Here is a 19,673-nt window from a genome sequence, read left to right on the forward strand (position 1 = left end):
TCTTCAGATTATTCGAGCCACTTCAACGCATATAGCTGCTCGAAGATAAGCTGACTTACCTGCGATACAAGATGCAGGTCTTTGTAATTCAACCAGGCCAATTCCTCAATCTCTGAAGCAGGTCTAAGAATGCCTGAGAAATCTGCGGTATAGCAGGTCATTTTCACGGTTATATCTTCTGACTTCCCATGAGCCCTTGCTTCAAATGTTCCAAAGAAGTGGATGGTATCTTGCTCAATTTGAACAGATAGCTCCTCCTCGATCTCCCGTATGAGCGTATCCTGATCACTTTCTCCAGGATCTCTTTTTCCCCCAGGCAGATAATAGCTTTCTTGGCCTTTGGAACGCGCGCATAAGATTTGACCGTTATTCACGTGGATCCATGCGATTTTGTCAATCGTTGTCATACCCTGAACCTCCTAATTTGTAAGCTCATACGAAGAATGCTCTTCGACTCTTTGTTTCGTAGCAGATTTCCCTCCAAATTTGAACACAAGCAGGCCTCCAACGATAACCAGCGCACCGATCAATTGATTCCAGGTGAAAGGCACTTTCTCTAGACCCAGCCAGCCGAGTGAATCCCACAATAAAGCAAACCCGAGCTGAGAGGTCATCACAATGGAGATGGCAAAGGTTGGTCCAAGCAGCCTGACTCCTTGAACCAAGCAAATGACTACACCTACCCCAATCATCCCGCTGATCCAATACCAGGGCTGCATGCTCTGTAAAGCAAAGGTCCTTTTTCCCTCAAGAATTAAACTGATTATGAGGGAAGCTGCAAATCCCATTCCTAACACCAAAGTAGTCGTAGCCCAAGAGCCTGCACGTTCATTCACCTTGCTGTTAAATATATTTTGCAAGCTGACCAGGGAACCGGCAAATAGAGCCAATATAAGTCCAAGTAACATTACTCTCCCTCCTTCTTATTCATAAATGTTACGGCTTACCAGTTCACTAAGTCCTATCCGATTCTTAACCTTTAAGCTTCCTTTAGTACGTTCAATAAGCCCCTCGGCACAAAATTTCTGGATAACCCGGTTGAGATGCCTGTAGCTTGTTCCAATTAAGTTCGCCGCATCCTTCAGACTTAAAGCTGTAAGCTCCCCTTGAAACTTAGAATCCGACTCATCGTATGAGACGGATAACAGATAACTTGCTAATCTGACTTCAACCGGATGCATCAAATTAAAGCTTAAAAAGTTGGATTTAAGGTAAAATTTCTGGGAAATAATCTTCAGCATAAATTGTAGGAAAGGCGGGTGATCCTGGGCATATTTGACAAGCCATCTATGGTGAATACCAATCATTACAACTGGCGAGACAGCTTCGACAGTATTAATAATCTCAATCCCCTGTACAAACTCAATATCACCAATTAGATCCAGTGGAGTCTTGAAGGATAAGATTAGTGTCTTCCCTTCAACTGAAGTGGTATAAATCTTCACTTTACCCTTAACAAGGACATACAGATTATGAGCAGGCTCACCCTGTGAACAGATCAGCTCCCCATGCTCGAAGCTGTACAATGACAAATGTGGGAGCATCCTTTCATCAAATGCAGATCCCAATTGATTGATTTCCAAATATGAGTTCAGCCTTGCCAAGTCCTGAATTTCTTTCATTCCACTTCACACCTTCGCCTTTCAAACAAAGTATTCCCAAAATCTCATTCTATCAAAACTTCATGATAATCACACCCGCGATCATCAGGCCGATCCCCATGAACTGCGGAATCTTCATCTTCTGCTTCGCCACACCGAACCAGCCATTAGTATCGATCAGGAAGGTTAGGCACAGCTGAGCGATTAGTAGCGCAGAGATCGTAAATGTCACCCCGATCTGCTGAATCGCCGTCACTTCACTGAATATAATGAGGGCTCCAAATCCCCCGCCGAGCAAATACAGCGGCTTTACCCGCTTGAACCGCACCAAAGCTCCGTCACGAACAAACATCAATATACACAATGCCAGAATGAATCCCGTTAATTGGGTGATTGCCGCAGCCTGCCAGGTTCCAATATCCTGACTGATCCGTGCATTCGCCACACCTTGTAGGGTAATGCAGGCACCGCCTATAAAAGCAAATATACTCCCTTTCATCACTTCTCTCCCCCCAATATAGATCTGTTCCATAATTAAAAGATATATCCGCCTAATCGGGAAGGACATATGTCTTCAAATGTAAAAAAAGGCTGCCCGAATCTTCGGCAGCCTGTCTTATCGTTATTTTTAAAGATTGGAAAGTCCCGCTTGTACAAAGAAGTCACCAATTTCTGGTCATCTGCCTACTATAGTAGAGAGCCCTACAGATTGGAGGAACAAATCATGATTGTCATCGAAGATCATACGCCCAATGAGCAGATCAGTAAGTTGAAGCTATCTGAGCTTGAGCGAGCCATTGTCCTGCAGAAAGAGAAGAGCTCATCCAACTATCGTTATCCCTCTCTGGATGCCTTGAAATTTGAATTACAGATGAGACAAGAAATCACATCAGCAGCAAGAAAATTAAACTCCAGCGGCGCCAAGTTCGCCAAATTCAAAAACTCTCGCTGCAATGAAGCCTTTTGGATACGGGAGAGCAATGGAGGCTTTCGGCTAAAAGACGGGGTCAAGCCATCAGATGCCATTAACGATATTTACAGGAACGGGCCGATGTACGCTTTTGAATGCGGAACCGCAATAGTTATCGTATGGTATAAGGCTGTGATTGAACCGATCTCCGCGGATTCCTTTGACGCTTATTTCAAAAATTTGCTCTTGTATGATGGAGAGCATGATCCAAATCTTGTCCTTCAAACGACCGATATTGGCGAAGAGGCCTACCCAGGCGATGTCCAGTATTTCGAGAACCCGGATTTCGACCCCTTTAAGCCAGAGTGGCAAGGAGAAAATGTGGTACTGCTGAGGCCTAATCTTTATTATGGACACGGAATTGGCATTGAAAGCTCTGAGCAAATTATCGCTGCGCTGAATAGAAAGCGTAAGCCAGGCAGCCAGACCTCGGCATTTCTGACCAATTACGTAATTCACCCGGATTTTGAATTCTTAAGGAAATTTCAGGCTAACCCTGTAACGGCTCGAATTGGAGAGCTTTCGCTACAGGTATGGGCCTAATGATGTTAAGGGATTATTTTAGAGTAGGCAATGATTTCAAAACACGCTCAACTCCTGATAATCCCTCTTGCTCCAGTACATTAAGCAGCTGAGTTCCGATAATAGCAATATCGCATTTCCCTTGAAGGAAGTTAACATCCTCACTACTCTGTATTCCAAACCCTACTGCAACAGGGATCTTCGCAACCTCACGGACTCTACCCAGAAACTCATCTGTGGACTGGTCGAAGGCAGTTCTTGAACCTGTCACTCCCTTGCGCGCCGCGCAGTAAAGGAATCCCCCCGTCTGCTCGGATAAATAATCCAGGCGTTTCTTTGTCGTGTAAGGAGTCGCGAGAAGAATTGGATCGACCCCATATTTGGCACATGCCTCCATGAACTCCCGGCTTTCCTCAGGATAGGCATCAGGGATAATTAATCCCTGTATCTGGTTCTCCGCGCAGGTAGAGATGAAGCGGTCAATTCCATATTGGACCACGACATTGTAATAAGTCATGAACACAAAATTTAATTCGGGAAATTCCTTTGTAACTTGTTTGGCGAAATCCATACATTGCTGGGTCGTTGTTCCGTTCTCAAGCGAGACTTGATTGGCTCGCAAAAATACAGGGCCATCGGCAATCGGTTCCGAGAACGGCAGCTGAAGCTCTACCAAATCAACGCCGCTCTCCGCGAACAAACGAATCATCTCATAGTTGGTCTTGAAATCAGGATATCCAAGGATCTGATGGGTCATAATCTGAATCGGCTTGGCTGAACGTTTGTCTATAATCCGGCGACTAAGTAAGCTGGTTGTATTTGCGATTGATAAAGGCTTTCCATTCATCATCCTTCAATCCCTCCGCTATATTAAAAATATCTTTGTCACCACGACCCGACATATTGATAATGATAAGATCAGACTTCGTAGAACCCTCAATATCCTTGAAGGCTCCTGCAAAAGCATGCGCAGACTCTAGTGCAGGAATCAAACCTTCATTCGTCATTACGATCTCAAGCGCTTGTATCACTTCCTCATCAGTTGCGGCTGAGAACTGTACTCTGCCTTTCTGAGCTAGATCTGCCAGGATTGGCGAGACGCCAACATAATCAAGACCGGCAGCCAGGCTGAACGTATCGTTCATTTGCCCATCCTTATTCTGAAGAAATATAGTCTTGTAACCTTGAGCAATACCTGGCGTTCCTTCCCCATAGGCAATTCTTGCAGCATGGTTCCCAGTTCTCGCGCCTTGCCCACCAGCCTCAACCCCATAAAGCTTCACGCCTTCATCTGCAAAGAACCCCTGAAATATGCCTAGTGCGTTGGAGCCTCCCCCGACACAAGCATAGACACGATCCGGCAGTCTGCCCATCGCCTGTTGAATCTGTTCCTTGGCTTCAATACCGACAATAGATTGGAAGAAAGCGACAATGGCGGGAAAAGGATGCGCTCCCGAAGCTGTACCGAGCACATAGTGTGTGCTCTCAAAGCTGGATACCCAATCCCTTAGCGCCTCGTTGATCGCGTCCTTAAGCGTCTTCGAACCATAATCGACGCCAATTACTTCTGCTCCTAATCTCTTCATCCAGAACACGTTCGAATACTGACGCTCCATATCCTCACGACCCATGTATATTGTTGCGGATAGACCAAGCTTAGCTGCTGCAGTAGCAGTAGCCACGCCGTGCTGCCCGGCTCCCGTTTCGGCGATGACTCTGGTTTTCCCCATTTTCTTGGCCAGCATGGCTTGACCGAGGGCATTATTCAGCTTGTGTGCTCCGGTATGGTTCAAATCCTCACGCTTGATATAAATCTGAGCCCTGCCGAAATGCTCAGTTAACCTGTCAGCATAGGTCAGAGGAGTTGGCCGGCCTGAATAATTGGACAGAAATGAGCAATATTGCTGCCAGAACCGCTCATCATATCGAATCGCTTCGAAATGCTCCTTGATCTCCTCGAAAGCAGGAACCAGAATTTCGGGTATGAATGAACCCCCGAATTCTCCGTAGTAGCCCTCAGCAGAAGCGAAGTATTCTGAAGCTGAATCTGCATAATGGAGTGAATTTTCCCTTGTGGACATGATCAACCTTCCTCCTTCAACATTCTTCGGAATAAGTAGATGAGATAATTTTGCGCGCCGCGGCTGTGTCTGTTACCAGGATGTCAATCCACTGCCCCTTCAAAGCCGCTTCAATAGCATCCGCTTTCTGATCTCCGCCAGCGATTGCAATAACGGTGGGAATTGCTCGAAGTTCAGATGCAGTAAGTCCAATTAGACGGTTATTCCAATTCGTATCCATCTCCAGTTCATGTCCGTCCCGATCCAGAAATGAAGCACACAGATTCGCAACCGCTCCCTTCTGTGTCAATTCAGCAATATCTTCAGCACGGAAGGTTCCCGTCTTCACCATCGTCGCTTGTTCGCTTAAATTGCCGATGCTCACAACTGCCACCCGGCTGTTCTGGGCCAACTCGAGTACCTTGGCAATTTCAGGCTCCCCCTTAAGGAGCAGGCCAGTCTCCTCGTTTACGACCACGGCGGGCGCGTGAAGAATCGAGAATTTGGATTTCAGCTTATTCGCGAATGCCATCGCATTCGAGTTCGCATGCCACGAATCGCCATCTGATCCCCATCCCCCTACCATAGGGACGAATTGCAGCCCCTCCCTTCTGAATGGGTCCATTTCTGCAGCTGCGCTGGCTACGGTTCTCCCTGCCATAACTCCAACAACGTCCCCATCTCTAAATATTGATTCCAGTAACGGGGCGCTGGCCCGACCAAGTTCTACAGCCAGCTGATCCTGATGAATGGAGGATGAATCTATAATAAGAGCATCTTTAATTCCAAACTGATCTATAATTAACTTCTCCAGTTCCTGCTCAGCTGAGAAGGGATTATTAATGGAGATCCTTACAATACCCGAGCTCTTCGCTGCTGCAAGCATTCGGCTGACATGTGGCCTTGAAATTCCAAGACGCTTTGCGATATCCTGTTGGTTCAGTCCATCCTCATAGTAGAGTTGACAGATCTTCACTAACAATCGGTTACGGTCCTGATTTCTTTCTGACATCAGATGCGTAATCCCCCTTTCAACTATGTACATATGTACACGATTCAAACAAATGTACATTCATGTGTCAAAGTATACTCCTATAGTCCATAATTTGTAAATCCTAATTTGCTGAAAAATAATCATGACCACCCGTCCAACGGGTGGTTTGCTCTTGGGGTATAACCCCCTGTTGCCAAACTGCGCCTAAAGACGCTAGCCTGACCACAAATCTGTTCAGGCTCAGTGTTAATTGTCACTTTCACTTACCAGTTAAACTGGTTTATTTCTTTTTGCCCCTGTTGCTGCTGAATGGATCTTCGTACTCTTTTACGCTCAGCTTATCTACAGCTTGGTCATGTGCCTCTTGTTCACGAATGTACTTCGCTACGGTTGCTTCATTCAAACCTACCGTACTCACATAATATCCTTCTGCCCAGAATTTTCGATTCCCGTATTTATACTTTAGTTGTGCGTGCTTCTCGAAGATCATTAACGAACTTTTTCCCTTTAGATATCCCATGAATGATGAGACTGAAATTTTCGGTGGGATAGCGACCAACATATGGACATGATCAGGCATCATGTGACCTTCTATAATTTCTACTCCCTTGTACTTACATAAGCGTTTGAAAATTTCTATTAAATCTCTTCTTACTTGATTATAGATCTCTTTCCGTCTATACTTCGGGGTGAAGACAATGTGGTATTTGCACATCCACTTTGTGTGAGCTAGACTATAGCTCTTGTTTGCCATTTAAGACCATTCCTTTCTTTGAGCCTGAACATCTCAATTTTATCGGAATGGTCTTAGTGGTCAAACCGCTGATCCCTCCACCCGCATAGCGGGTGGTTTTTTGTTTCGCGCGTTTCACGCACTCAACCGGCTAAAGCCATAATAAAAACCTTGAAGGTCTATGCCTTCAAGGTTTCACTCAGCCCCTGCAGTTTATTTCGCTGTAAGCTCACTTTCGGTTACCCATTTATGATTAGTCACCTTGGCCCCGCCTGTTGTTGGCGTGTAATCAACCATGTAGACGGTTGTATGCTCGGCAGAATCGATTACAGCCTTGGCCCCCATCATGCCTTTCATATGATCCGCTTCAAGAACAACTTCATCTCCAGGCTTATAGGCCTCGGCTTGTGGATCTTTGAGTTCCTCATGAATAACCCATTTGTGATTGTGAACTTTGTCTCCGCCTGTTGTCGGGGTGTAGGTAACCGCATAAGCTATTGTGTCGTAAGCCCCTACAATCGTTGCAGTTGCTCCTTTCATTCCTGGCATATGATCAGCTTGAATCACAGCTTGACTTCCTACTTTGAAAGATGGGCTCTGAGCTTCTTTCAAATCTGTTGGAACTTCACTCGAACTCGAATGGTTCATCTCCGCCATATCCGTATGACTGCTTGCAGTTTTTCTGGAGGAAGAGTCTTCCTGATGTGAATTGCTTTCACATCCACTTAGCGTGAGAATGAGGGCAGTACCAAAAAATATCAATTGTTTTTTCATATTTAATACACTCCTTAATATTTTTAACTTTCATTTATTTATATACTATACCCCACTAAGGTATAATGCAAACATCATTTCACAAATATGACAAAAGACCCTGAAGGCGGCATTCCACCTACAAGGTCTTTGCTTCTTACTTTCATCATTCCCGATTAAATAGCCGTTAAGCATCACTGCATGCAATTTTGGGGCAGCCATCCACGCATTAAATGCCATAAAAAACTTCAGTTACACACTTACATTCACAGGTGTCTCTTGAACGGTAGACGCACGTACCCTGCGCCGATTCATCGGAAGAACTCTCCACTGCTCTATAAAATAAGCTAATGGAATCATCATTAGCAGCATTGTAGGATAGAAGTACCGTTCCATTGTAATAAACGGTAGATAAATCACCACAAAATAAGCAACGACACTCAAGAAGCCATAATGAACGGACGTTCTATGACTCATCATCTTCCACAGGCCCGCAATGCTAAATATCAAATACAAGACATGCTGGAGAGCAGCAAGCCAGTATGGAATTCCAAAGATCGGCGACCAATAGAATGGGACGATGATCAACCGGATCAATTTGCCAAAGACCAGCCAGGCTCCGAAAATGAACGGATGATGGGTAATCTGATATTTGAAAATCATCATCGCTAATTCTTTCTGCTGCTCTTCACTTCCATGACGATAAGTCTGGTAGATTTGTTCATGCTCTTGAATGAAATCCTGCGGCTCCTGCCCATTGATCAACATTCCCAGCAGCAGCGGGTTAGCAGAAGAATTGGTTAAAGGTATAAATTGATGGAACACTTGATAATTGCGAATCCACCATGGACTTAAGAAAATGATCAAGGTTAAGCCCAGAATAATTGTATTTCTAATAATAAGCTTAAGCTTCTCTCTTCGGAACAACCAGATCAAACCGATCACCAGAGGCAGCATGGCCGCGGTAGGTCTGAAATAAATGGCACCCGCAATGGCCAAGCCCAGAAATATATAATCACGCTTCCGGTTCTTACCTAGTGCAATTAAGAGCAGATAAGTCAGCAATAGGGAGAAAAAAGTAAAACAGGTTTCAGTCAGGATCAAATTACCCGCATAATAAATAGGAACATAAGCCGCCGCAAGAATTACACCGAATCTGGCTGTCCGTTTACCGAAGAGTCGATCAGTTATTAAATAGATGAGCCCTACAGATGCTGAGGTCAAGAGTGCCTGGAATATCCGAAAGGCGTAGATTCCCGCATCCCCTGTTCCGAACACCTTCATAATGCAGGCTATCAGTACAGGCAGCCCAGGCATTATAAAAGCGGACGGAGTAGTTACCGGATTGTAGTATATTAATCTCCCATGTTCCAATAAATACTGTCCGCTGCGCAAATACCTGACGTCATCATTATCGAGCTTACCCAAACTCCCGAGGAGCAAGGAATTCTGATGAATCAACATCGTTAGAACACAAACTGCAAATACCCCGCAACAAGCCCACAGCACAAACCAGTTTCTCTTCTTCTCCATCCGTCTCTCTCTTTCAAAATAAGTCGATACAATAAATATCATAATCTTTCTTTAGAAGATTCTCTACCTCATTGTATTTACTGAATCGATTGAAGATGTTCTTCCAGGCGGTTCCAAGTCTCCGTAATTCCCTGCTCCATACCCATATCCAATACAGCTTGAAGAGCTTCAGCGGACTCATATTGTGATCGGCTTGTGAGCTTGGTACGTCCTTCGTGCTCTTCAAAAGTCAATGTGTTCGCTGCGGATGGCATTCCCTCTGCTTCATTACCTTCAGCATCGGAGAAGTAATCTACGTAGACAATCTTCTCCCCGTCCACGATCTCCTTATAAACAGCTTTCCCCCAAGATTCCATTCCAAAGAAATCTCCCTGGTTCTCATCGATACACTTCATGCAGTAATGCCAGATTCCTCCTGGGCGAAAATCAACATTGCAAACCGTAAGAATCCAGCCACGCGGCCCCCACCAATGCTTCAGATGCTCGGCCTCAGTGAAAGCTTTGAATACCAAATCGCGCGGCGCCTCAAAGACCCGCTCCAGAACAAATTCCAAGCCCTCTACCTTGCAAACCATTGAACTTGACATAAATATTTCCTCCTCATTTTCATTCTGATTTGTTGTCTTCAGATTGCAGCTTCTTCAGATAATTCTCGAGATTGTCAAACCGCTCGTTCCAGATTCTTCGATAGGTACCAAGCCAATGATCCAGATCTTGAAGCGGCTCCATTCTCAGTTGATAGTTCCGCCGATTGGCGTCGGCCTTGACTTCCACCAGTCCCGCCTCATAAAGAACTCGCAGATGCTTGGAGGCTTGTGGCTGGCGAAGCTTAAGACGTTCCGCGATCTCCCCGACGGTAAGCGGACCGCTTGCTAGGAGCTCAACCATTTTTAAACGGTTGGGTTCAGCAAGGGCACTAAATGTAGTTATATCCATAGTTGTCATGTCCTTTAAATGGCTAATTACGATCTACAATGACAATATAGCACTTAAGGAATATTCTCGTCAAGGAATATTCTTTTCTAAGAATGTATCTTTGCTCTACATCCATCATATTCTTTGTTATTGTGCTGCATTTACTTTATCAAGGGGGTGTCTATCTGAGAATAAGATCCTTCTTAAACGCAGCTGTAATTTTCTTAATGTTATGCTGCTGTACAGGGGGTACAATCGTATCTGATTCACATCTCACCCAGCCGTCTCAGACACACTCCTGTTGTCTGAGAGAACGAATTTCCATCGCTCCCCTGCCTGGCTTGTTAGCCAGGGCGCTACCATCAAATCATGTACCCGTGATTACAAGAGCCACTCTTGCTGCGGTTGGAGATGTGTTGATACACAGTCCTGTATACAAAGATGCTTCTATTTCAAAAGGGAAGTATGACTTCAATCCCATGTTCAATGAAGTACGCAAGCTGACCCAGGAGCCGGATATTCTGGTAGCGAACCAGGAATCTATGATAGGCGGAACGGGACTAGGGCTTTCGAGCTACCCATCTTTCAACAGCCCTCAGGAAATCGGAGACGCTCTTAAAGCGGCGGGAGTAGATGTTGTGACCTTGGCTAATAATCATACCCTTGATAGGGGAGAGAAAGCGATTCACAGTGCTTTAGCTTATTGGGATAAATTGCAGATGCCGTATACCGGTGCTTTTCGATCTGAAGAGGACGCCAGCACCATTCGCACCTTAACCAGGAACAATATTACGTTTGCTTTTCTCGCATACACCTATGGTACCAATGGCATCCCTATACCTAAAGGAAAGGCTTATTTAGTCAATCTGATAAATGTAGATAAGATAAGAGCCGATGTGGAAAAAGCCAAAAAAATCTCTGATGTGATCGTTGTCTCGATGCACTGGGGAACTGAGTATGAGCCAAAGCCTAACCAGGAGCAACTGCAGCTAGCACAGAAGCTAGCCGATATGGGAGTTCATATTGTAATCGGGAATCATCCACATGTACTGCAGCCCCCTGCGTGGGTTCGTGGCAAGGATGGGAACAACACATTTGTGATGTATTCCCTCGGTAACTTCTTATCTGCTCAGGAGAGGACGGAACGATTAATCGGCGGGATTGGGTCAGTCGAGGTGACAAAGACCGTAACCGGAAGCAACAAGACGATAACACTGAAGAATCCCACATTTATACCTACTTACAATTACTATAGAAATCATCGAAATTTTAAAATCATACCTATGAGCACAATCAAATCTAATGACACACTTAAGAATGCGCTTCAACAATTGGAGAAGACAAAAAAACATATGGCTTTATTCATTCCTGATTTAGCCTTCCGGTGATACCGTTGACGCTGATGTTATTGAACAATCGTTACCCGTAGACTGCAAGAAGTAAAAAGCAAAAAGCCTCCTATTCAAAGGAGGCTCTCTGGGTGCCACAAGTTGAATTGAGGCAGCTTGCGTACTACCCCAATATATTATTGTTTTCTTGCGTATCCATATGGTCTTCTGTGTTTTTAACCGCTCTTATAGTCCCGTATTCCAGGTATTCCTTATGATCCATAATCATGTTGGAAGATTGCATTCCACACTCCAGCACACTGGCGTCTAACAAGGATCCTTCGTCAATATATTGATAGTTATCCGGGCATTCATATTGTTGCTTCAACTTATCATCTTGAACTTCGTTCATTTCGAGAAGTTGAATTTGCGAAAAGCCGCAATCTTCCAACAAGCTGCTCCATTCTTCTTTTTTCATCAGAGCAGGCATTTGGAAAAATGTTTTCAATTCAACCAAACGTTCTGCAGGTGCTGAAGATCGAATGAACATCTCTCGATCATATAGTACCCCGTCTTGTTTCAGTACACGAAAATACTCGGAGACGGAGGTCTTGGCTTGTGTGAAGTTGGTTACGGATTCAACCAGAATCGTTTGAAACGTATTGTCTTGAAAAGGCAGCGCATGAGCATCAGCCTGAACAAAATCCACATGAACCCCCATTGCCGCCGCCCTTTTCCTCGCTTTGAGCAAAACATGAGGATCTAAATCGGTGGCAATCACCTGATAACCCTGTTCAGCTAAATAACATGCCGTCCTGCCAGTACCACAGCCTATTTCTAACACAGTCCCGTTAACAGCTGGCTTATACTTTTCAAGCTGCTCAATCGTTGCCACAAATCCACCAGGATGTGCGCTCCCAATACCCAATCGTGACACCATTTTCAAATAATCCATTGTTATCCCCCTTATGATTCTATAAGAACATATGTACACAAGTCCCATATACTCGGTTATAAGGGATTAATGCCCCCCTGAAAGTTCAAGGAGGCACTAATTCAGGTTCATCCTAGACCCATACACCAGCGCTCAGGATAATTACCAGCAAAATGTAAAGAACAAGAATCGCACCAGTAGAAGTGAAACCACCATAACCTTTAACGTGACTCATAGTTTTCACCACCTTTTGAATTAGTTAATCTACATTATTCAATGGGATCGTGTTCCGCTTGGGCCATAGTATAAAAGTTTATCACCTATCGGAGGAAACACATGCGAATTCCAGGAAGAGAAGCGGCGGAGCTGTACATTCTCAATAACTTCCCAAATTGCTCTCTTGCAGTTTTGGGCGGTAGCGGCAGCAGGAAAGAAGATAACATCCACTCCGATCTGGACATTGTAATCTTAGACGACACAACTGAGATTGCTTACCATAAAACGATCAAAGCTTACGATTGGATCATTGAATGCTTTGTCGTTACTTGTTCCAGTTACAGGGACATTTTTAATGAAGGTATCTATGCTGCGAACCCTTCTTTACAGCGAATGCTTGTTGAAGGGCACGTCATTAAATGTGAAGAGGAAGGAATACGTGTCATTGAAGAAGCTCGAACCGATTTAGCGTATGGGCCCATGCCCTGGTCATTGAATGAGATTAACTATCAGCGATACGTCATTACGGACTTATTAGAGGATATTAGAGTGGGGGAACCTACAGCCGAACTATGGTTCTCCGTGAATAGACTGGTTGTGGCTTTGTGTGAATTTCATTTGCGAGTGAATCAGCAATGGATTGGGGAAGGGAAGCATCTGTTTAGAGCATTAAAGTCATTTGATCCGAATATGGCTGAAACTTTAGAAACAGCACTCCAAGCTTTATATTTGAGGAAGAACTGTGATCCTTTCGAAGCATTAATCTTAAGAACATTAGGGCCATATGGCGGAACAATTCTTGATGGCTTCGAGCAATAAGCGAAAAGGCCATGTTCTTCAACAAGAGAACATGGCTTTCTATATGGATTGAATTTACTTCATTCCGAATGCCTCAGCAATCAACCGATAGGAATGAATTCTTGCTTGTTCATCATAGATTGGGCTGTTTATGAGAATCTCTCCGGCGCCATAATCATGGCCCATTTGAATTAACTTCGCTTTTACCTGGTCTGGTGTGCCGATAATCCGCCGTTTGCGAATCTGCTGAATATGCTGCAGGTCCGCTTCCGTGTATGGATAATTCTCAGCTGTGTGCACGGAAGGCAAATGAGGAACCATCAGGCCTGTTCTGATTCCGAGGAATAACAAGTCACTGCTGAATGCCAGCCGATTGGCTTCCTCTTCTGTCTCCGCACAGATGGCCAGCGTCGCAATCATCGAACGCGGATGGTCCGGAAGTACATCATTGGGCTCAAAATGTTCGTTGTAATACTTCGACGCTTCCTCTCCACCTGGAGTTCCGAAGAACTCAGCGAAGGCATATGAGGTTCCCAGCATCGCGGCTAGTCTAGCACTCTCCCCACTTGATCCGAGCAGCCAAATCTCAGGTGCAGTTGAAATAGCTGGAGAAGCAAGCAGCTTCTCGAACTGATGTCCACTTGGCAGTGAATCGTACAAATAGCCGATAATATCAAGTACCTGTTGTGGGTACTTGTTCACATCCACGAATTTATCCTGCTGGAGTGCTCGTGTTGCGAGCGGCATTCCACCGGGTGCCCGGCCGAGTCCAAGGTCGATCCGGCCGGGATGAAGGGCTTCGAGAAGCCGGAAATTCTCTGCGACTTTATATGCACTGTAGTGCGGAAGCATAATCCCTCCTGAACCCACTCGAATTCGGGAGGTCGCAGCTGCCAGATGGGCAATCAAGACCTCTGGACTTGAGAAGGCCAGTGCTGGCATGGAATGATGTTCGGATACCCAGAACCGGGAGTAACCCAGTTCTTCTGTCGCCTGGGCTAGACGCGTAGATTGCTGCAGTCCCTCTGTGGCTCCATGTCCTTCAGAGATATATACCTGGTCAAGCACTCCTAAAGTAATCATACCTGAGTCTCCCCCGCTTTCTTCTGTTTCATAATAAGTTGAACTAATGATTTTACATGCTAGTCAGCCGTATGAAATGTTCCTACGATCGCTGTTGTTCTCAGACTTCTTAATTGAATTTTTAGAGGTAGAAGTCTAATCACAAAGGCGAACGCTCCGCTTCTCCAGAATCATTTCACACTCTTGCCTATACGTAATTCTTAAATTCAACTTATATAGTCTAAAAAAATAAGCCCTTCCTGAAGAGGGCCCTTAAATTCCATTCGGAATCTTAATTATAACATTTCACATTATGAATGAATATCTGTTACGATTTCTGCCATACATCCTCGTATTCCTTGCGGCGCCGGAACTGAGCATCGGCATAAGAACATGCCGGTATAATTTTTTGGTTGGTCTCGCGGGCGTGCTCCACAACTCGCCGAACCAGATCCTCGGCCAGCTTCTGACCTCGCATTTCTTCAGCGACATAGGTATGATCAATGACAATGGTACCTTCACCAGCCGGCTTAAAAGTTACTTCAGCGATAACACTTCCATCCTCTTTAATAACAAAAGCATTGCCTTCCTGAATCATGTCCCTCATCTGTTACTGCTCCTCTCTTGTTTGGAAAATCCTACTTGTTATATACCCGTCCTCAATTGCTTTCATACACACGAAGATTTCATCACCTGATTGCTAATTCTTCGACCGCTTGTTTAAATGACCCCGGAACGGGTAAATTCCTATACATATATGAAATGAACTAAAGAAGGAATTCATCATACAGTCTTTAGTTCAATCCATATACTTACTTAGGCAAATCTCAGAAAAAAGGAGTGTACGACCATGAACAAGAAATTGATGTTTACTGCAGCAGCGATGGGCGCCGCTTATTTGATGAGAAGTCCGGAATCAAGGCAGAAGCTGATGAGTCAGGTGCAGAATTTCACAAAATCCGGTACAGGGGCATCTATAGGTAAATACCTGAATCAATTTGGCCTTGGAAAAAGTACAGATTCCACATCGGTAACCAGCACCTCCTCACCGAACCAAATTAACCACAATTAAGGACTAAATCAGCACTTTTGTTCAGCAACCGTTTCTCGGTATTTTAGCCGGGGAACGGCTGTTAATTTTTCTTGAAATGACCGAAATGCTGATTCATCCATTTGGCGAATTGTTCTTTTTCCTCAAATTGCGGATAGTGTGCGGACTTTTCAAACAGAACAAAATGCTTTTCTGGTGCTTTTAGAGCATCAAAATATAATTTAGCCGCATTCACTGAGGTCATATAATCATATTTCCCCATAACAAAGTAAATAGGAATATCCAAGCGATCTACAATGCGGGAAATTGTATTCTCTCGCTCTTCTTTCAACAAGACGTCCTGTGAAACCGCAATCCCTCTGAAATATCGAATTACATCCAGTCCGTTGTATTCAGGATTGAAGAGGAATCCTGTGTAGTAGTCCCTATTCTCGTCTATAAGTCTAGCTGCGCCACCGTACATTCGAACAAGACTTCTAGGTGTAGCGTCCTCTCCTCGTTCAATCGACCCTCGAAGAAGCTCTAATCTTTCCACGTCATCCAAATTCCCGGCTTGCTTGGCCTGTACGGCGGTATAATTCAAACTATCCATTTCGCTCTGGACCGTATTTGCCACTTGTCCGATCCCAACGTAAGCAATATATTTCTCGGGTGCCTTAGCTGCGGCTTTCATCCCTATATACGTTCCGAACGAATGGCCAATCAACAGGACCTTATCTTGGCCCAGTTTCTTCCTAACGTAATCTGTTAATTCCAATAAATCATCAACAAGCAAATCAGATGTTAAGTTTGAATAATCCTCGAAAAAATGATAAGATTTCCCGCTACCGCGTTGATCGTAATGAACAATTGTAAAATTCCGTTCCAGCTCTTCCTGGTATTTTCTCACGTATGGAATCTCGGAGCAGCCAGGTCCGCCGTGAACAAAGATAATGATCGGATTATTTCGATCCACTCCCCTAATCATGACCTCGTGTCCTGTTCCATTGATCTCCACCTGCCCTAGCTCACTGATGCTATTCTTGCCTTCGATCCGGGGTGTCCATGTGGGAAAAATCATTTTGACAGCAACAATCACAATAATGATCAACAAACTGCGTCTACATATTTTCATTATTCTTCTTCTCATATTAACTCCCCTGCGTCCCATTACCTGTTTCGCAACTAATGTACATTTCCGCCATTTAGCGGAAGGGTACCGCCCAAAAACGATTGGGCCCATATCAGAGTCCTTAGCATATACTGCACTAACTTAGAATACTTAAGGAGTGTGCCGCCGAGCATGAATAGTTACATGGACTTCACATCACCTGATGTACAGTTTACTTATGATCTAAGCAACAATCCTTTTTTTAAAAAAGACCAGAACAATTACATTAATTCTCTATCTATTAATCAGCTGAATACCTTAGGGAATGTCTCCCTGATGGATATTTATCTGAGCAAGTCCAATGTCATCGAGCCGCATTATCATCAAAATGCTACTGAATTGGTCATCTGTATTACCGGTGCTGCCGTTGTCTCTTTGATTAACCCGTTTACCAAACAACTCATTCATCTACCTATTAAGCCAGGCCAGGTCGCGAACGTTCCTCAAGGCTGGTGGCATTATGAAGTAGCAACTGAGGATAAAACCCACTTAATCGCTATCTTCGACGCACCCGTTCCTGAATTTATTGGTGGCTCAGACCTTCTCAGACTGACGCCTGCCAGCATATTAGCCCATACTTATTGCCTGGACGAAGCCGAGTTACAAGATGTACTTGCCCCAATCACAGACACCGTTGTAATCGGTCCCCCTAACAATTGCTCTCCCGCAAAAAAAGAGACTCGTACCGAGCAGACATACAACACTGCTCAGGTGAGACCCGGGTCTGTAAAACAGCAAACGATTGGGAACGGGTGGAATTATCGCGTCTAGCGGATTAATTTTTGCATGAGCAAAGAACAGAAGGGTATCTTCTCTACCGCTCAAATATACTCGAGGATGCTCTTCATTTTTTCCTGCATCTATTCTTCTCGCCTCTTGAACTAGTTATTATTCCCTTTCCGGCAAAATATACCGTGTCCAAGGCAAATCTTCCCTTCTTTCAAAGTTAGCAGGCTAAATTTTTCTCAAAACAGCTTCAAATCTCTCGCACAGCGATTCGATGTCCTTGACTTTTGACAACATCTGTATCCATTGCTGGGGTATCTTCTCTAGTCCATAATGGATCCCGGCCAATCCCCCTGCCACAGCGCCCGTAGTATCAGTATCTTCACCAAGGTTAATTGCTTTCAGAACAGCTTCCTGGTAAGAGTTCGTTGTTAGTACGCTCCATAGACTTGCTTCAAGAGTATGTACTACATAACCGGATGACTGTATATCCCGCTCATCCAGTTGTCCAATCTGTCCTGACATAAGGCGTTCATAGCGAGAAAAAAAAGGATTAGCTGCGAAGTTCTCATTCATATATGTAATTGTCTCTAGATAACTTTCCTGCAAGTTATAACCTCTGATTAAGTACGTAGCGTATTTAACATAAAAGACACAAGCCATTATTGAGATGGGATGACGATGGGTTAGTGACGACACCTGGGATATTGCAGTGATGAAATCTACCTGTTCATTTGCATTCAAATAATAGGCTATAGGCAATATTCTCATTAAGCCTCCATTGCCATTACTGAATTCACCCTCGCCACCTGCCATTTCGGGCTTTACGGAATCATGGGCTATTCGATCCAAGGCTTCCCTGGTCGCAATTCCAATATCAAACACCATGCCGTGTGGAGTCCAACGGTTACCTCTGAACCAGTCTACGCATTTGTCTGCCAGATCCGTAAGATTAATGCTGCCGCACTCTGCTATACTTTCTAGCAAGCATAAGGTTAGCGAAGCGTCATCCGACCATGTGCCAGGTGGCTGATGATGAGTGCCATAACCGATCATATCCGTTACCGGATTCCTTCTCAGTTCATTCCTGTCTAGAAACTCTACCGGGACTCCGAGCGCATCCCCAATGCAAAGCCCAAGGATCCCGTTTCTTACTTTATTCATGTAGGTACACCCCTGATTCAGTTAAATTAGCTAGATAAGTATTGGCATTTGTCTATTTTACGCCTCTAAGTACTTTTTGGCTTTCGAATGGTTCTCTTCAGTATACTTTCAATTACATAAAATCCGATTGAGCTGGTTATTGCGATTAAATAATAGAAGCTCATTTCTATTTCAAATAGTCTATTCAAAGACTCCCTCTCACTAATGATATAGAAAATGACATTTGCAGCAATTCCACCTATACCATAGAGAATCACGGAGATCGTAAATTCGTTAGCTTTAGTCTTAGTTGATATCTTATGACTCAACAAGTCGATTAGTAATGAAAGAGGAATACCTATAAATCCATAAATGATCAACATAATAACTGTGCCGAATAACACTAACAGAAGCCAATCATTATGATTGAAAGAGGTAAGGGCAACCATTGTGGTTACGCAAATGCTCGTAATCAAGGCAGAGAGAAATTTGATTATTAATCGCTTTTTCATATTCTAATATTATCCTGCAAGCCTCCTTTAAAATGAGTTCGTTCCTCATGATTGGAACTATACTAGCCCTTATTGTTCATACAACCCACGAACATCGAGCGTTCCCAGAAGACCATTCATCTTCTTATTAGATAGAACTCAGTTTATGTATTGCCTCATCTTCACTCTGTACGAAGAATATATCTGTTCCTTGATTGCATTCATATATGAAATCGCGAAGACTGTTGCTTGAGTAGGCTGTGACATCGCCAACGATCGCAATTTTGGTGTGATAATTAATGAATTTCTGTAGTATTTCACCGGCAAGCCGTGTTTTTAGGTCGAAGAAATCTTCACAGATGGTCTCCTTGTCTAAAATAATTCGATTGCTATCAGCTTCATATCCGACCGTTGCTATTAAATCAAGGGCAGACTGAACATCTGTAATCAACATGTCTTTACTCTTTACCATAGCTATGATATTGCCATTCTCAGTACGTGTATTTATCTCCATCGCGTATCTTCCTCCTTAATTAGACTATATGCATTCTCTCTTCTATACTCTTCTCGCACGCCAAAGATAGTTAATTAACAGAACAAGCAATACTTGCACTAGTCCAAAAAACAATGCTTCTATAATTACTAACACCTCTAATTTTTGACCAAAGGGTATAAAATAGGTTCCCGTATCTT

At 44.1% G+C, this 19,673-nt stretch carries 24 protein-coding genes; 5 read left to right on the forward strand and 19 right to left on the reverse strand.

The window, feature by feature from the left end:
- Window positions 1–8: 8 nt before the first annotated feature.
- From ACRRNK_RS11570 to ACRRNK_RS11585, 4 genes are read right to left on the reverse strand one after another with little or no spacing between them, the layout of a single operon-like run.
- The gene (locus tag ACRRNK_RS11570) at window positions 9–407 is read right to left on the reverse strand and encodes an NUDIX hydrolase (protein WP_433942906.1); all 399 of its coding nucleotides are present in this window, start codon (window positions 405–407) and stop codon (window positions 9–11) included.
- 12 nt (window positions 408–419) lie between these two features.
- A complete protein-coding gene (locus ACRRNK_RS11575; RefSeq protein ID WP_433942907.1) occupies window positions 420–908 on the reverse strand; it encodes a DMT family transporter in 489 nt (162 codons plus the stop codon).
- A 15-nt stretch (window positions 909–923) separates the two neighbouring features.
- Window positions 924–1,622 carry a Crp/Fnr family transcriptional regulator gene (locus ACRRNK_RS11580; RefSeq protein ID WP_433942908.1) on the reverse strand — a complete coding sequence of 233 codons (699 nt, stop codon included), beginning with the start codon at window positions 1,620–1,622 and terminating at the stop codon, window positions 924–926.
- Between the two features lie 52 nt (window positions 1,623–1,674).
- Window positions 1,675–2,100 (reverse strand): DMT family transporter, encoded by a 426-nt coding sequence (locus ACRRNK_RS11585; RefSeq protein WP_433942909.1) that lies wholly within the window; start codon window positions 2,098–2,100, stop codon window positions 1,675–1,677.
- A 225-nt stretch (window positions 2,101–2,325) separates the two neighbouring features.
- On the opposite strand from ACRRNK_RS11585, the gene ACRRNK_RS11590 reads away from it, so the two are divergent.
- Window positions 2,326–3,114 (forward strand): protein-glutamine gamma-glutamyltransferase, encoded by a 789-nt coding sequence (locus ACRRNK_RS11590; protein ID WP_433942910.1) that lies wholly within the window; start codon window positions 2,326–2,328, stop codon window positions 3,112–3,114.
- A 13-nt stretch (window positions 3,115–3,127) separates the two neighbouring features.
- On the opposite strand, the gene trpA is transcribed toward ACRRNK_RS11590, so the two are convergent.
- The 8 genes from trpA to ACRRNK_RS11630 form a co-directional block, all read right to left on the reverse strand.
- Window positions 3,128–3,943: a tryptophan synthase subunit alpha gene (trpA, locus tag ACRRNK_RS11595; protein ID WP_433942911.1), complete on the reverse strand. Its 816-nt coding sequence runs from the start codon at window positions 3,941–3,943 to the stop codon at window positions 3,128–3,130.
- A complete protein-coding gene (gene trpB, locus ACRRNK_RS11600; protein ID WP_433942912.1) occupies window positions 3,894–5,174 on the reverse strand; it encodes a tryptophan synthase subunit beta in 1,281 nt (426 codons plus the stop codon). The genes trpA and trpB overlap by 50 nt, the downstream gene beginning before the upstream one ends.
- Window positions 5,175–5,190: 16 nt before the next feature.
- Window positions 5,191–6,165: a sugar-binding transcriptional regulator gene (locus ACRRNK_RS11605; RefSeq protein ID WP_433942913.1), complete on the reverse strand. Its 975-nt coding sequence runs from the start codon at window positions 6,163–6,165 to the stop codon at window positions 5,191–5,193.
- Between the two features lie 262 nt (window positions 6,166–6,427).
- On the reverse strand, window positions 6,428–6,901 hold the full coding sequence (gene tnpA, locus ACRRNK_RS11610) for an IS200/IS605 family transposase (RefSeq protein WP_433942914.1): 474 nt from the start codon (window positions 6,899–6,901) through the stop codon (window positions 6,428–6,430).
- Window positions 6,902–7,093: 192 nt separating this feature from the next.
- A complete protein-coding gene (locus ACRRNK_RS11615) occupies window positions 7,094–7,654 on the reverse strand; it encodes a YdhK family protein (RefSeq protein WP_433942915.1) in 561 nt (186 codons plus the stop codon).
- A gap of 231 nt (window positions 7,655–7,885) precedes the next feature.
- Window positions 7,886–9,166 carry an ArnT family glycosyltransferase gene (locus tag ACRRNK_RS11620; RefSeq protein ID WP_433942916.1) on the reverse strand — a complete coding sequence of 427 codons (1,281 nt, stop codon included), beginning with the start codon at window positions 9,164–9,166 and terminating at the stop codon, window positions 7,886–7,888.
- A gap of 77 nt (window positions 9,167–9,243) precedes the next feature.
- Window positions 9,244–9,753, reverse strand: a complete 510-nt coding sequence (locus ACRRNK_RS11625; protein ID WP_433942917.1) for an SRPBCC domain-containing protein — start codon at window positions 9,751–9,753, stop codon at window positions 9,244–9,246.
- 19 nt (window positions 9,754–9,772) lie between these two features.
- A complete protein-coding gene (locus tag ACRRNK_RS11630; protein ID WP_433942918.1) occupies window positions 9,773–10,102 on the reverse strand; it encodes an ArsR/SmtB family transcription factor in 330 nt (109 codons plus the stop codon).
- A 356-nt stretch (window positions 10,103–10,458) separates the two neighbouring features.
- On the opposite strand from ACRRNK_RS11630, the gene ACRRNK_RS11635 reads away from it, so the two are divergent.
- Complete coding sequence (locus tag ACRRNK_RS11635; RefSeq protein ID WP_433942919.1) at window positions 10,459–11,469, forward strand: CapA family protein; 1,011 nt, start codon at window positions 10,459–10,461, stop codon at window positions 11,467–11,469.
- A 124-nt stretch (window positions 11,470–11,593) separates the two neighbouring features.
- Here the strand turns inward: ACRRNK_RS11635 and ACRRNK_RS11640 are convergent, their stop codons facing one another.
- On the reverse strand, window positions 11,594–12,364 hold the full coding sequence (locus ACRRNK_RS11640) for a methyltransferase domain-containing protein (protein ID WP_433942920.1): 771 nt from the start codon (window positions 12,362–12,364) through the stop codon (window positions 11,594–11,596).
- A 112-nt stretch (window positions 12,365–12,476) separates the two neighbouring features.
- The gene (locus tag ACRRNK_RS11645) at window positions 12,477–12,578 is read right to left on the reverse strand and encodes a dihydroorotate dehydrogenase (RefSeq protein WP_127197361.1); all 102 of its coding nucleotides are present in this window, start codon (window positions 12,576–12,578) and stop codon (window positions 12,477–12,479) included.
- A gap of 101 nt (window positions 12,579–12,679) precedes the next feature.
- On the opposite strand from ACRRNK_RS11645, the gene ACRRNK_RS11650 reads away from it, so the two are divergent.
- Window positions 12,680–13,378: a nucleotidyltransferase domain-containing protein gene (locus ACRRNK_RS11650; RefSeq protein ID WP_433942921.1), complete on the forward strand. Its 699-nt coding sequence runs from the start codon at window positions 12,680–12,682 to the stop codon at window positions 13,376–13,378.
- Between the two features lie 54 nt (window positions 13,379–13,432).
- Here the strand turns inward: ACRRNK_RS11650 and ACRRNK_RS11655 are convergent, their stop codons facing one another.
- Both ACRRNK_RS11655 and ACRRNK_RS11660 read right to left on the reverse strand, forming a co-directional pair.
- Entirely contained in the window at window positions 13,433–14,440 is a 1,008-nt protein-coding gene (locus tag ACRRNK_RS11655; protein ID WP_433942922.1) for an LLM class flavin-dependent oxidoreductase, read from the reverse strand.
- A gap of 307 nt (window positions 14,441–14,747) precedes the next feature.
- Window positions 14,748–15,026, reverse strand: coding sequence for a GNAT family N-acetyltransferase (locus ACRRNK_RS11660; RefSeq protein ID WP_433942923.1), 279 nt, complete (start codon window positions 15,024–15,026; stop codon window positions 14,748–14,750).
- A 243-nt stretch (window positions 15,027–15,269) separates the two neighbouring features.
- Between ACRRNK_RS11660 and ACRRNK_RS11665 the strand changes: the two genes are divergently transcribed.
- The gene (locus ACRRNK_RS11665) at window positions 15,270–15,491 is read left to right on the forward strand and encodes a hypothetical protein (protein WP_433942924.1); all 222 of its coding nucleotides are present in this window, start codon (window positions 15,270–15,272) and stop codon (window positions 15,489–15,491) included.
- Between the two features lie 61 nt (window positions 15,492–15,552).
- On the opposite strand, the gene ACRRNK_RS11670 is transcribed toward ACRRNK_RS11665, so the two are convergent.
- Window positions 15,553–16,599 (reverse strand): alpha/beta fold hydrolase, encoded by a 1,047-nt coding sequence (locus tag ACRRNK_RS11670; RefSeq protein ID WP_433942925.1) that lies wholly within the window; start codon window positions 16,597–16,599, stop codon window positions 15,553–15,555.
- A 153-nt stretch (window positions 16,600–16,752) separates the two neighbouring features.
- On the opposite strand from ACRRNK_RS11670, the gene ACRRNK_RS11675 reads away from it, so the two are divergent.
- Window positions 16,753–17,391 (forward strand): cupin domain-containing protein, encoded by a 639-nt coding sequence (locus ACRRNK_RS11675; protein ID WP_433942926.1) that lies wholly within the window; start codon window positions 16,753–16,755, stop codon window positions 17,389–17,391.
- 183 nt (window positions 17,392–17,574) lie between these two features.
- Here ACRRNK_RS11675 and ACRRNK_RS11680 read toward each other — a convergent pair whose 3' ends face one another.
- A complete protein-coding gene (locus tag ACRRNK_RS11680; protein ID WP_433942927.1) occupies window positions 17,575–18,510 on the reverse strand; it encodes an ADP-ribosylglycohydrolase family protein in 936 nt (311 codons plus the stop codon).
- 618 nt (window positions 18,511–19,128) lie between these two features.
- Complete coding sequence (locus ACRRNK_RS11685; RefSeq protein WP_433942928.1) at window positions 19,129–19,494, reverse strand: DUF4180 domain-containing protein; 366 nt, start codon at window positions 19,492–19,494, stop codon at window positions 19,129–19,131.
- Window positions 19,495–19,673: the final 179 nt, after the last annotated feature.

Source organism: Paenibacillus sp. SN-8-1 (genome assembly GCF_050995535.1).
Lineage (GTDB): Bacteria > Bacillota > Bacilli > Paenibacillales > Paenibacillaceae > Fontibacillus.